We start from the raw sequence: 12,105 nt of genomic DNA, 5'->3' as shown, positions 1-12,105 counted from the left end.
TCATGACTCACAGGAAACACCGAGGGCGCGGACAGATACTGGGGCCATGAGCGACGGCCCCAAGATTCTCATCGTCGATGACGAGCCCAACATCCGCGACCTGCTGACCACCAGCCTCCGGTTCGCCGGCTTCGCCGTGCGAGCGGTCGGCAACGGCGCGCAGGCGATCTCCGCGGTCCTCGAAGAAGAGCCCGACCTGATCATCCTCGACGTGATGCTCCCCGACATGAACGGGTTCGGCGTCACCAAGCGCCTCCGCTCGTCGGGCTACACGTCGCCGATCCTGTTCCTCACGGCGAAGGACGACACCGAGGACAAGATCACGGGCCTCACCGTCGGCGGCGACGACTACGTGACGAAGCCGTTCAGCCTCGACGAGATCGTCGCCCGGATCAAGGCGATCCTCCGCCGCACCATGAACGAGGACGAGGACGCGATCATCCGCGCCGGCGAGCTCACCATGGACCAGGACACCCACGAGGTCACCATCGGCGAGACCGCGATCGAGCTCAGCCCCACCGAGTTCAAGCTGCTCCGCTACCTCATGCTGAACCCCAACCGCGTGCTGTCGAAGGCCCAGATCCTCGACCACGTGTGGGAGTACGACTTCAACGGCGACGCCGGGATCGTCGAGAGCTACATCTCGTACCTGCGCCGCAAGCTCGACCAGTTCTCGGCAGAGCCGATCATCCAGACGAAGCGCGGCTTCGGCTACATGCTCAAGGCCGCCAAGGCCTGACGCGGAACGATCACCGGTGGCGCCCGGGAGCCTCGGCTCCCAGGCGCCACCGGTATCTTCGCTTCTCATGCACGAACGCCTGTCGCAGTGGTGGAACGAGATCTCCATCCGCACCAAGATCACCGGGATCACGGTCACCTTGGTGACCCTCGGTCTGCTCGTGGCGGGCCTCGGCACCATGACGGTGCTCAGCACGTACCTCTACGGCCAGGTCGACCTGTCGCTCAAGTCGGCGGCCGAGAGCTTCACGGGTGCCTCGCCGAGCGCGACGAACGCCCAGTCGTGCACCGTCACCTTCGGGGCGACGAGCAGCAGCTTCGTCGCGCTCTTCCGTGAGGACGGCACGCGCATCTGCGACAACGCCGACGAGCTGCAGGGCGGCACCGGGCCAGATCTCTCGGCTGTCGACCTCCCGACGGCCGGCACCACGGCCGAGCCGATGAGCGTCTACAACTCCGACCACGACCAGCAGTGGCGCATCTACGCGTTCGACAAGACCCTGACGCAGCGCGACCAGACGACCGGCGTCGTCGAGCAGATCGACGCGACGATCGTCACCGGCACCAACCTCGCCAGCACCAACGCCGTCATCGGGCGCTTCAGCGGCATCTTCCTGGGCTTCGGCGTCTCGGTCATCGTGCTCGGCGCCGCCCTCACCCGACTGCTCGTCACGTCGACCTTCACTCCCCTGCGCGACGTCGAGGCCACGGCCGCCCGCTTCGCCGACGGCGACTTCAGCCAGCGGCTCGACTCGACGACGCCCAACACCGAGGTCGGCAGGCTGAACCGCTCGCTCAACACGATGCTGAGCAGGATCGACTCGGCCTTCGACGACCGGTCACGGACCATCGACCAGATGCGGCGCTTCGTCGGCGACGCCAGCCACGAGCTCCGCACCCCGCTCGTCAGCCTGCGCGGCTACGCCGAGCTCTACCGGATGGGCGCGCTGACCAAGCCGGAGGACGTCGCCCAGGCCATGGACCGCATCGAGAAGGAGGCGATCCGGATGGGCGTCCTCGTGCAGGACCTCCTCGCGCTCGCCCGTCTCGACGAGTCGAAGCCGCTGGAGCTCGGCCCGGTCGACCTGGTCGCCATCGCCCGCGACTCGGCCCTCGACACGATGGCGTCCAACCCGGACCGCGACATCGCCGTGGTCGTGCACGACCCGGTCGTCGGCGACGCTGCGGATGAGGCACCGGTCGCCGCCGTCCCTGCCGCGCCGGACGACGCCGCAGCCGTGCCGCCCGGGTCGACGGGGGCGATCTCGTTCGCGGGTGCCACCCTCGCGCGCCTCCGTGGCCTGCGGGCCCGTGCCGTCAGGGCGGGCGATCCCGTGGACGACGGGCAGACGGGCGACCTGTCCGGCCACGGCCCGCAGGCGCCGGCCGTGGTGCTCGGCGAGGAGAACAAGCTGCGCCAGGTGATCACGAACCTGATGGGCAACGCGATGCGCTTCACGGAGCACGACAGCCCGATCGAGCTCGCCGTGCAGTCCGACCCGGGCCGCGGCGTCGCGACGATCGACATCGTCGACCACGGCGAGGGCATCCCGCCGCAGATCCGGGAGAAGATCTTCCAGCGCTTCTGGCGTGCCGACTCGTCGCGCACCCGCGACACGGGCGGCTCGGGCCTCGGCCTGGCCATCGTCTCCGGCATCGTGTCCGCGCACGGCGGCAGCGTCGACGTGTTCGACACCCCCGGAGGCGGTGCGACCTTCCGGGTCGCACTGCCGCTGTTCCCCGAGGTCGCGGGCGCGGGCGGTGCTGCTGGAGTTGCCACGACGGCCGCCCCTGCCGCCGACCAGCCGCCCACGACGCCCGCCTCCTAGTCGCTGCCGGGGTCGTACCCGAAATTTGCGCTTGATCCGTCGTCCGAACGCCGCAGAGGCCGTTCACCGAGGCCTGCGCCGCACGGATCACTCTCGCTTTGCGGTCCCACGCCTCTCAGAGCGGTGCGGCGCAGCCGCGGCCCTTCTCTGCGCACGCGCCCACCCGTGATCCGCGAGCCATCCGCCTGACCGGCGCCGCGCCTCCTGCACGGAGACCGACGCCGCACGCGGATCACTCTCAAATTTCGGGGAGTCCGCAAATGCCGACCGGCGAGCCTGCTGTACCGGGAAAGCCGGGTACCGCGGCGCCTCCGAGCACGCTGCAGTCGGGTTTTGCGGCTTCCGCGCACACGCGCACAGCCGAGTCCCCGCAGAAGCCGACCTGCACGCTCACAAGAACGGCTTCTCCCGTTGTCCGGACGCGCGAAGACACCTCTCGGTCGGCATCTGCGGAAGAGCGTCCGCACGCACGGGAACGCCGAAGGGCGGCTCCCCCGGAGGAGAGCCGCCCTTGCGGTGTGACTGGTGCGGTCGCGGACTAGAAGTCCATGCCGCCCGAGGGGTCGCCGGCCGGGGCCGGGTTGCGCTCGGGCTTGTCGGCGACGACGGCCTCGGTGGTCAGGAACAGACCAGCGATGGAGGCGGCGTTCTGCAGGGCAGAGCGGGTCACCTTGGCCGGGTCGATGATGCCGGCGGCGATCATGTCGACGTACTCGCCGGTCGCGGCATCGAGGCCGTGTCCGACGGGCAGGCTGCGGACCTTGTCGGCGACGACGCCGGGCTCCATGCCCGCGTTGAAGGCGATCTGCTTCAGCGGAGCGTCGATGGCGACACGCACGATGTTCGCGCCGGTCGCCTCGTCGCCCTCGAGGTGGAGCTCGGCGAGAGCGGTCTTGCCGGCCTGGATGAGGGCGACGCCACCACCGGCGACGATGCCCTCCTCGACGGCTGCCTTCGCGTTGCGGACGGCGTCCTCGATGCGGTGCTTGCGCTCCTTGAGCTCGACCTCCGTGGCCGCGCCGGCCTTGATGACGGCGACGCCGCCGGCGAGCTTGGCGAGGCGCTCCTGGAGCTTCTCGCGGTCGTAGTCGCTGTCGGTCGCCTCGATCTCGGAGCGGATCTGACGGACGCGGCCCGCGATCTGCTCGGGGTCGCCGGCGCCCTCGACGATGGTCGTCTCGTCCTTGGTGATGACGACCTTGCGAGCACGGCCGAGCAGGTCGAGGGTCGCGTTCTCGAGCTTGAGGCCGACCTCTTCCGCGATGACCTGGCCACCGGTGAGGATGGCGATGTCCTGCAGCTGGGCCTTGCGACGGTCGCCGAAGCCGGGGGCCTTGACGGCGACCGACTTGAAGATGCCGCGGATCTTGTTGACGACCAGGGTCGCCAGCGCCTCGCCGTCGACGTCCTCGGCGATGATGAGCAGCTGCTTGCCGCTCTGGATCACCTTGTCGACCACGGGGAGGAGGTCCTTGATGTTCGAGATCTTCGAGTTGACGATGAGCACGTAGGCGTCCTCGAAGACAGCCTCCTGGCGCTCGGGGTCGGTCACGAAGTACTGCGACAGGTAGCCCTTGTCGAAGCGCATGCCCTCGGTCAGCTCGAGCTCGGTGCCGAAGGTGTTCGACTCCTCGACGGTGACGACGCCCTCCTTGCCGACCTTGTCGATGGCCTCGGCGATGAGCGCGCCGATGGTGGGGTCGGCGGCGGAGATCGAGGCCGTGGCCGCGATCTGCTCCTTGGTCTCGATGTCCTTCGCGTCGGCGAGGAGCTGGGCCGAGACGGCGGCGGCGGCCTTCTCGATGCCGCGCTTCAGCGAGATGGGGTCGGCGCCTGCGGCGACGTTGCGGAGGCCCTCACGGACGAGCGCCTGGGCGAGCACGGTGGCGGTGGTGGTGCCGTCGCCAGCGACGTCGTCCGTCTTCTTGGCGACCTCCTTGACGAGCTCGGCACCGATCTTCTCGAACGGGTCGTCGAGCTCGATCTCCTTGGCGATGGAGACGCCGTCGTTCGTGATGGTGGGGGCGCCCCACTTCTTCTCGAGCACGACGTTGCGGCCGCGCGGGCCGAGCGTGACCTTCACCGCGTCGGCCAGGATGTTCAGGCCGCGCTCGAGGCCACGACGGGCCTCTTCGTCAAAAGCAATGATCTTAGCCATGTGTTTCCTCGTCCCTCCCGGACGTCATGAAGCAGAAGCATTGGCACTCACCAACGGCGAGTGCCAGGGACGATTCTGGCACTCTCACCTATGGAGTGCAAGTGAGCCCCGCACCTCATGACGCCCGGCAGGGGTCAGGCCAGGCGGACGCTCTCCGCCTGCGGCCCCTTGTCGCCCGTGCCGACCTCGAAGACGACCGCCTGGCCCTCCTCGAGGACCTTGTAGCCGTTCATGTCGATGGCGGAGTAGTGGACGAAGACGTCCTGTCCGCCGTCCGTCACGGTGATGAAGCCGTAGCCCTTCTCCGCGTTGAACCACTTGACGGTGCCCTGTGCCATGGTGTCGTTCCCCTTGCTGTGCTCTGGTGCGGCGCGTGCGGTGGTGCCAGTGCCGGGACCAGATGCTAGCCAGGGCACGCAGGCCCGCAGAAGGCCCGGGCGCAGGGTTAACCCGTCAGAAGTGACGAATTCACACGTTCCGCAACCAGGCGGCAACACGGCCGCAACGGGACGGCAACGAGGAGGCGCGCCTCAGGGCGCGTAGTCCGCCCCCAGCACCGCGGTCACCGACGAGTCGGGGAACGCGTCGCTCAGCTCGACCGTGGTCGCGCCGAGGTCGCGGGCCACGCCGCGGGCCACGGCCTCGTCGGCCGCGTCGGCGTAGTAGACGATCGTCGAGGGCACGGTGCCGTCGGCGTTGCCCTGGCCGGCCACGGTCCAGCCGGTCTCGGCGAGCGCCAGCGACGCGCTGCTCGCGAGCCCGCTCGTCGTCGTGCCGTTGAGCACGGTGATCGTGGTGACGTCGGGGTCGACGGACGCCGGGTCGGCGGGGGCGACGGTCTCGGCCGGCGTCGTGGGGGCGGCGGTCCCGTCCGTCGCGTCGTCGGCCGGCGTCTCCGACCCGGCCTCGGCCGTCTCGTCGGAGGTCGGAGAGACGAACTGGAAGCTGTCGTTCGCGACGCCGAGGTACACGACGCCCGCGCCGACGAGGACGCCGACCGCGAGGGCGCACCACGCGAAGACGACCCAGCCGCGACCTCGCCGTGCCACGGCTCGGTGGGCCCCGACCCTGTGCAGGTCGCCGGGCACCTCGTCGAATCGGTCGCGGGGGTGTTTCGCCATGGTGTGGTGTCGGTCTTCCGTGTGGGTCAGCGGTCGGTCGGCCCGAACGAGCGGGCGGCCCTCGCCCGCGAGCGCTCCTCGCGCAGTCGCAGGAGCCTCCCCACGAGCATGGGCGAGTAGGCAAGTGCAGCAGGTCTGTCGAGGAGGGAGCCGAGCATCTGCTGATAGCGCGCGGTCGTGAGGCCGAGCTCGCGCCGCACCGCCGCCTCCTTCTGTCCGGACGAGGAAGGGGCACGCTGCTCGAAGTCGAGCAGGGCACGGTCGCGCTCGGACAGCGCGCTCGTGCGCACGTCCCCGCTGCCGCTGCCCTCGTCGCTCACTGCCCCGCCCTCTCGGTCCCGGCCAGCTTAGGGGCGGGCGGCGGAGCAGCCGGGGAGGCGCAGGGCGGTTCGGCCGGTCCGCCCACAGCCGTCAGCCGGTCGTCCACAGGCGGGTGCCGTGGGCGTCGCCCACCGCCAGCGCACGCCCGTCGAGGGCGAGCACGGCGAAGGACTCGTCCGGGGGCACCCCGTCGGGCAGGACGACCGGCACGTCGTGCAGCAGGCCCCGCCGCTCGTACGAGATCCACCGCGCACCCAGGCCGCGCACCAGGTCGACGAACTCCTGCCGACGGCGTCCGGGCAGGTACACGAGCGTGCCGGTCGAGACGACGACGAGCGTCGCGTCCCGGGGAGCCTCGGCCGCGAGCCGCACGAGGTCGTCGACGGCGTCGCCCCGCTCGACCCGAGGAAGCGCGTCGGCGGCCACCGAGACGGCCTGCGCCAGCAGGGCGGCCCGGCCCGTCGCCCCGGGCGGGAGCAGCGCCTCGAGCCAGCCCACGTCCTCGGCGGAGAGCACGTCGAGCGGGTCGAGGTCGAGTCCCGCGCGCCAGACGACCTCGGGCAGCCGAACCTCGCCGAGGTCGCCGTGCACGACGACCTCGAGCTGGACGGGGCTGTCCGGGGCGCCCCAGCGGACGTCGCCCGCGCGGTGCCCGTAGCGGTCGGGCAGCAGGCCGAGGCCGGCCGAGGCGCCGACCTCGAGCAGGGCCACCGGCCCCTCCACCCGGGCGAGGGCGAGCGACACGGGGCTGGTGCGCCGCACGTCGTTGGTCTGCGTGAGCCGCCGGCCGAGCTCGTCGAGGAACCGGTCGGGGTGGTCGAGCAGCCAGCGCCGCAGCTCAGGCCAGGGGCCGGGGGGCGCGCCCAGCCACCTCGCGACGGCGAGCACGAGCACCGGCTGGCGCCGCGCCTCCTCGGCTCGCTCGACCAGCGCGAGCACCTCGGCGTCGGCGGCGACGCCCCGGGCCGCGGACGCCCAGGTCGGCGAGCCCTCGAGCAGGACGGCGTCCGCGTAGGCGGCGAAGCGGTCGGACAGGGTCGGCGGCGGGGTCACCGGCCGAGTCTCGCACCCCTGGGAGGCAGCCCCGAGGAGGCGGCGGCGCGGAATGGGCGTCGGCGGCGCGGTGTTCAATGGAGAGTCCCCGACGAGCAGGCCCCGACGCCTGCGAGTCCCCCCTGACGCAGAGGAGTGCACCATGGCGAACGAGCCCGTGTCGTACCAGGTCGAGAAGTCCGACGAAGAGTGGCGTCGTGAGCTCGACCCCCAGGCCTACCAGGTGCTCCGCCAGGCGGCCACCGAGCGGCCGTGGACGGGCGAGCTGCTCGACGAGAGCCGTGCCGGCGTCTACGCCTGCGCCGCCTGCGGCGCCGAGCTCTTCAAGAGCGGCACCAAGTTCGACAGCGGCTGCGGCTGGCCGAGCTTCTACGAGTCGGTCGACCCGGAGGCCGTCCAGCTGATCGAGGACGACTCGCTCGGCATGGTCCGCACCGAGGTCCGCTGCGCGACCTGCGGGTCGCACCTCGGCCACGTGTTCCCCGACGGCTTCGGCACCCCGACCGGCGACCGCTACTGCATGAACTCGATCTCGCTCGACTTCAAGGCCGAGGGCACCTCGGCCGGCGACCAGGCCCAGGCCTGATGGGCGCCGTCGCCGACGCTGCCCGCCGGCGACGGTCCCGCTCGAAGGTGACCGACGAGGCGCCCGGACACGAGCAGCTGCTCGAGCTCGTGCAGGCGGCCGCGACGGTGGCCGACCACTCGTCGTTGCGGCCGTGGCGCCTCATCGAGCTGCGCGGCGACGACCGTCTGCTGATCGGTCGAGGGCTCGCCGAGGCGAGCGGTGCCGACGGGAAGTCGGCCGAGAAGCTCGAGCAGAAGGCCCTGCGGGCGCCGCTCGTCCTCGCCGTCGTGTTGTCGCCCGTCGAGAGCCGCAAGGTTCCCGAGTGGGAACAGGAGAGCGTCGCCTCGGGCGTCGCACACCTGCTGTCGCTCGTGCTCGACGACGAGGGCTGGGGCGTGTTCTGGCGCACCGGCACCGACACCCGCCACGAGGCGGTGCACCGGGCCCACGGGCTGGCGCCGCACGAGAAGCTGCTCGGCTGGCTCTACGTCGGCGGGCGGACCGAGCGCGACGAGAAGCCCCGCAAGCTGCTCGAGCCCGGGCGCTTCGTCAGCGCACCGGGCTCGGCGACGGCCTAGGCCTCAGCAGACAGGCTGCGGCTGGCAGGCGGTGCTCACCAGGCTGTGGACTACCAGGCTGCGTCTACCAGGACTTGCGGCTCTGCCCCACGACGGTGATCGGCAGCCAGAACGAGCCGGTCATGAGCACGATGCCCGCGAAGAAGACGAAGGCGTTGGGCTCGTCCTGGCCGAACGAGTACGCGAAGAGCGCGAAGCTCGCGAGCAGCAGGATGATCGAGCCGATGGCGGTCAGGACGTTGGTCATGGGAGCTCCTCGTGGTCGGTGCCCGGGGCGACCGGGCGCGACCGCACGGGTCGCTGCAGCTCCTACTTCACCACTTGCGCCGGGTCTGCGCCAATCCTGCGTGGCGTGCAGGCCGCCAGCCGTGCCTCGGCCCGTGCTCGCTGCCCTCGTCCGTCGCCTTCGCCCGTCGCCTGTCGGACGTCGGATCGGTAAGATGGTCCCGCCCGCCGCCTTGGCGCAGTCCGGTAGCGCAGTGCTCTTGTAAAGCGAAGGTCGTCGGTTCGAATCCGACAGGCGGCTCCCCCGGCCCCGTCCCGCCCCTCGGCGAGGCGGGGCCTTCCCCGTGCCGCCTCAGCCCTCACCCTGTCACCCCGCCCCGCCCCGCAGCACCCGACGACGTGCGCTCCCGACGAGAGGACCTCTCGACCGTGCCGTCCCGCCCGCCCGCCGCCGCCTCCGGCAGCCCCTTCCCCCGGCCCCGAGACCTGCTGCGCGTGGGGCCGCACGACGGCGCCCACCTGCCCGCCCTCCGCGTGGCCGTCTCGGTCGTGCTGCCGCTCGCGGTGCTCGTCGCGATCGGGCACGCGGAGTGGGCGCCCTACGCGACCTTCGGCGCGTTCGCCTCGGCGTTCGGCCGCGGACTCGGACGCGTGCAGCGCCTCGGCATGCAGCTCGAGGCGGGTGCGCTGCTCGTCCTGGTCGTCGTGCTCGGCACGGCGCTCTCGGCGGCGGCGCTGCCCGCCGTGGCCCTGGTGCCGGTCGTGGCGCTCGTGGCGGGGGCGGCCTCCGTGGTCGCGGACGTGCGCGGCTGGAACCCGCCCGGCCCCCTCTTCCCGGTCTTCGGGCTCGGCGTCTGCGCCTTCGTGCCGGCGGAGCCGGCGAGCATCGGGGCCGCGGCGGTCGTGTCGTCCCTGAGCGTGCTGCTCGCCCTCGCGACCTCGCTCGTCGGCCTGGTCCGCCGCTCCGGCCGGCGGGCCCTCGCCGAGCCCGGCGCCCGGGGCGTCGGGCGTCCCGTCGTCGCCGTCGACCTGCGCCGCGCCTTCCTGCACGCCGGCGTCTGCCTCGTGGCCTCGCTCGCGGCCGGTCTCCTCAGCGTCGGGCTCGGGCTGCAGAACCCGTACTGGGCGATGGTCTCCGCCGTGGTGCCCGTCGTGGGGCGCGCGACGTCGGGCCAGTTGCTGCGAGCCGGCCACCGCCTCCTCGGCACGGTCGTGGGGCTGGGCCTCGCGGCCCTGCTGCTGGTCCTGCAGCCGAGCGCCGTCGCGCTCGTCGTCGCCTTCGGGGTGCTCCAGTTCGCCACCGAGCTCGTCGTCGCGCGGAACTACGGCCTGGCCCTGGTGTTCATCACGCCGATGGCACTCGGCATGCCCGCGATCGGGGGCGGGCCCGTCGACGTGGGGGCCTTGATCGCGGCCCGCGGCGCCGACACGGCCATCGGTGTGGGCATCGTCGTGCTGGTGCTCCTCGCGACGCACCGGCTCCGCAGCACGCCGGCGTCGGACGGGACGTCGGCCAGGCCCGTCTAGGAGGCGTCAGCCTGGGCGCGCGCCCGACGGTCGCCCCGGGACCACCAGACGAGGTCCGCGACGCCCTGCGCGATGAGCAGCACGGCGACGACGGACACGATCAGCGTGATCGTCTCGACCGGCCCGCCGGAGGTGAGGGTCAGCAGCTGCACGACGAGCCCGAGCACGCCGAGGACGATCTCGAAGACAGGAGGCAGGACGGTGCCGGTCTTCGTCAGCGTGAACCAGGGGCGGCGGAGTTCGCTCATGGTCCGAGTCTAGGGAGGACGTATCCTCGACCGGGGCGCCCCCGGACGGCGAGACGCACGCCGCCGCGCGGCACGACACAGGAGGCCATCGTGAGGACCAGGCAGGTGCGCGTCGACCCCGACGTCCCGAACTGGCTGCTGACGAAGGACGGCGGCCTCGTGCGGCCGGTCGTGACCGTCCTCTCCGCCGGGCTGCTCGCGGCCAGCATCCTCACGAGCCTGCTCGTCGGGGGCGGCAGCCTCACCGTCGTCGCCGTGCTGCTGCTCGTCGCCGCCGTCGCGGTGACCGCCTGGGCCGTCGTCGACGTCGTCTGGTGGACCCTCGGAGGTCGTCGCCGCATCGTCCGGCTGCCGCGCGACCCGGACAGCTGACACCTCTCCGACCCTCGAGACATGCTCGCGAGGGCATGTTCGTGCCCCGCGATCCTGGCAACCGCACAGAGAACTGCGCCGTAAACTCGACCGATGCACCCGACCGGTGCTCACGATCTCCCGGCTGCCGACGACCACCGTTCGTCGCCCGAGCCGGTGCACACGCCCGAGACAATTCGACAGGGAGTCCCGTTGACAGGACACGCCACGACAGGCGCGGCGCCCACCGACGCCGCCTTCTTCGGAGCCGACGACGCGACCCTCGAGGCCGACGCTGCCGAGCGCGAGGCAGGTGCCGCCTCCGCGGCCGCACGGGACGACGGCACCGCGGTCCCCGCCGTGGGGGCCGGCAACGCCACCACGCGCCACCGCAACGTCGCGCTGCTCAGCGTCGCGAGCACCATGGCGACCCGCGTGACCACCTCCGCCAGCATCGACGAGAAGCTCCGCCCGGTGCTCAAGCGCCTCAAGCTGCCCACGGGCCTGCTGCAGCGCGTCGCCGGCGTCGAGGAGCGCCGCAACTGGGCCGAGGGCCAGAGCTTCGACGAGGCCGCGATCGACGCCGGCAAGCGGGCGCTGGCCGAGGCCGGCGTCCGGCCCGACCAGGTGGGCCTGCTCATCAACACCTCCGTGACGAGGCCGCACCTCGAGCCCTCGGTGGCCGTCCGGCTGCACCACGGTCTCGGGCTGCCCTCGTCCGCCACGAACTTCGACATCGCGAACGCGTGCCTGGGCTTCGTCAACGGCATGACGCTCGCCGCGCAGCTGATCGACGCCGGCCAGATCGACTACGCCGTGATCATCGACGGCGAGGACGCCGACGACGTCCAGGTCAACACCATCGACCGCCTCCTGACCAAGGGCTACGAGCGCGACGACTTCATGAGCGAGTTCGCGAGCCTGACGCTCGGCTCGGGCGCCGCGGCGGCCGTGATCGGCCGTGCCGACCGCCACCCCGAGGGGCACCGCATCCTCGGCGGCGTCACCCGTGCGGCGACCGAGAACTACGACCTCTGCGTCGGCAGCGTCGACGGCATGTTCACCGACGCGAAGGCCCTCCTCAAGCGCGGCATGGAGCTCGTCGTCTCGGCCTGGAAGGAGGCGGCCCGCGACTGGAACTGGCAGCGCATGGACCGCTACATCATGCACCAGGTCAGCGACGTGCACACCGGTGCCTTCGTCAAGGCCGCGGGCATCGACCGCAAGCGCGTCCCGCTCACCTACCCCACCCTCGGCAACGTCGGCCCGGCCTCGATCCCGATCACCCTCGTCGAGGAGTCGCGCACCCTCTCCAAGGGCGACCGCGTGCTGCTGATGGGCGTCGGCTCGGGCATCAACACCGCGATGATGGAGCTCGCCTGGTGAGT

General features: G+C 71.8%; 14 protein-coding genes and 1 tRNA gene. 8 read left to right on the top strand and 7 right to left on the bottom strand.

Features of this window, described 5'->3' with window-relative positions; genetic code table 11:
• The first annotated feature begins 46 nt into the window (after positions 1–46).
• Together EDF20_RS08520 and EDF20_RS08515 are read left to right on the top strand one after the other, a co-directional pair.
• Positions 47–739, top strand: a complete 693-nt coding sequence (locus EDF20_RS08520) for a response regulator transcription factor (protein ID WP_123355366.1) — start codon at positions 47–49, stop codon at positions 737–739.
• 67 nt (positions 740–806) lie between these two features.
• Positions 807–2,567: a HAMP domain-containing sensor histidine kinase gene (locus EDF20_RS08515; RefSeq protein ID WP_133738366.1), complete on the top strand. Its 1,761-nt coding sequence runs from the start codon at positions 807–809 to the stop codon at positions 2,565–2,567.
• Between the two features lie 538 nt (positions 2,568–3,105).
• Here EDF20_RS08515 and groL read toward each other — a convergent pair.
• The 5 genes from groL to EDF20_RS08490 form a co-directional block, all read right to left on the bottom strand.
• A complete protein-coding gene (groL, locus tag EDF20_RS08510; RefSeq protein WP_133738365.1) occupies positions 3,106–4,725 on the bottom strand; it encodes a chaperonin GroEL in 1,620 nt (539 codons plus the stop codon).
• 134 nt (positions 4,726–4,859) lie between these two features.
• Complete coding sequence (locus tag EDF20_RS08505) at positions 4,860–5,063, bottom strand: cold-shock protein (protein WP_123547899.1); 204 nt, start codon at positions 5,061–5,063, stop codon at positions 4,860–4,862.
• A 192-nt stretch (positions 5,064–5,255) separates the two neighbouring features.
• Positions 5,256–5,846, bottom strand: coding sequence for a LytR C-terminal domain-containing protein (locus EDF20_RS08500; protein ID WP_123547898.1), 591 nt, complete (start codon positions 5,844–5,846; stop codon positions 5,256–5,258).
• A gap of 26 nt (positions 5,847–5,872) precedes the next feature.
• A complete protein-coding gene (locus EDF20_RS08495; RefSeq protein ID WP_123547897.1) occupies positions 5,873–6,166 on the bottom strand; it encodes a DUF3263 domain-containing protein in 294 nt (97 codons plus the stop codon).
• A gap of 91 nt (positions 6,167–6,257) precedes the next feature.
• Positions 6,258–7,220, bottom strand: coding sequence for a DUF2332 domain-containing protein (locus EDF20_RS08490; RefSeq protein WP_208292612.1), 963 nt, complete (start codon positions 7,218–7,220; stop codon positions 6,258–6,260).
• Positions 7,221–7,377: 157 nt separating this feature from the next.
• Here EDF20_RS08490 and msrB point away from each other — a divergent pair, with 157 nt between their 5' ends.
• Positions 7,378–7,806, top strand: a complete 429-nt coding sequence (gene msrB / locus EDF20_RS08485; RefSeq protein ID WP_123548307.1) for a peptide-methionine (R)-S-oxide reductase MsrB — start codon at positions 7,378–7,380, stop codon at positions 7,804–7,806.
• On the top strand, positions 7,806–8,366 hold the full coding sequence (locus EDF20_RS08480; protein WP_123547895.1) for a nitroreductase family protein: 561 nt from the start codon (positions 7,806–7,808) through the stop codon (positions 8,364–8,366). The genes msrB and EDF20_RS08480 overlap by 1 nt, the downstream gene beginning before the upstream one ends.
• Before the next feature lie 64 nt (positions 8,367–8,430).
• Here the strand turns inward: EDF20_RS08480 and EDF20_RS08475 are convergent, their stop codons facing one another.
• The gene (locus tag EDF20_RS08475; RefSeq protein ID WP_123547894.1) at positions 8,431–8,613 is read right to left on the bottom strand and encodes a hypothetical protein; all 183 of its coding nucleotides are present in this window, start codon (positions 8,611–8,613) and stop codon (positions 8,431–8,433) included.
• A gap of 205 nt (positions 8,614–8,818) precedes the next feature.
• Between EDF20_RS08475 and EDF20_RS08470 the strand changes: the two genes are divergently transcribed.
• Both EDF20_RS08470 and EDF20_RS08465 read left to right on the top strand, forming a co-directional pair.
• Positions 8,819–8,892 (top strand) — tRNA-Thr (locus tag EDF20_RS08470).
• Between the two features lie 98 nt (positions 8,893–8,990).
• Positions 8,991–10,118, top strand: a complete 1,128-nt coding sequence (locus EDF20_RS08465; protein ID WP_208292611.1) for an FUSC family protein — start codon at positions 8,991–8,993, stop codon at positions 10,116–10,118.
• Here the strand turns inward: EDF20_RS08465 and EDF20_RS08460 are convergent.
• Positions 10,115–10,366, bottom strand: coding sequence for a hypothetical protein (locus tag EDF20_RS08460; RefSeq protein WP_123547892.1), 252 nt, complete (start codon positions 10,364–10,366; stop codon positions 10,115–10,117). The genes EDF20_RS08465 and EDF20_RS08460 overlap by 4 nt on opposite strands.
• Positions 10,367–10,456: 90 nt before the next feature.
• Here EDF20_RS08460 and EDF20_RS08455 point away from each other — a divergent pair, with 90 nt between their 5' ends.
• Both EDF20_RS08455 and EDF20_RS08450 read left to right on the top strand, forming a co-directional pair.
• Entirely contained in the window at positions 10,457–10,738 is a 282-nt protein-coding gene (locus tag EDF20_RS08455; protein ID WP_133738362.1) for a hypothetical protein, read from the top strand.
• 402 nt (positions 10,739–11,140) lie between these two features.
• Positions 11,141–12,103, top strand: a complete 963-nt coding sequence (locus EDF20_RS08450) for a 3-oxoacyl-ACP synthase III (RefSeq protein WP_194614453.1) — start codon at positions 11,141–11,143, stop codon at positions 12,101–12,103.
• Positions 12,104–12,105 lie beyond the last annotated feature (2 nt).

Origin of the sequence: Frigoribacterium sp. PhB116, from assembly GCF_004364285.1 — a bacterium.
Lineage (GTDB): Bacteria > Actinomycetota > Actinomycetes > Actinomycetales > Microbacteriaceae > Frigoribacterium.
Note: the sequence above shows the minus strand (reverse complement) of the source record. Positions and strands in the feature narration are given on the sequence as shown.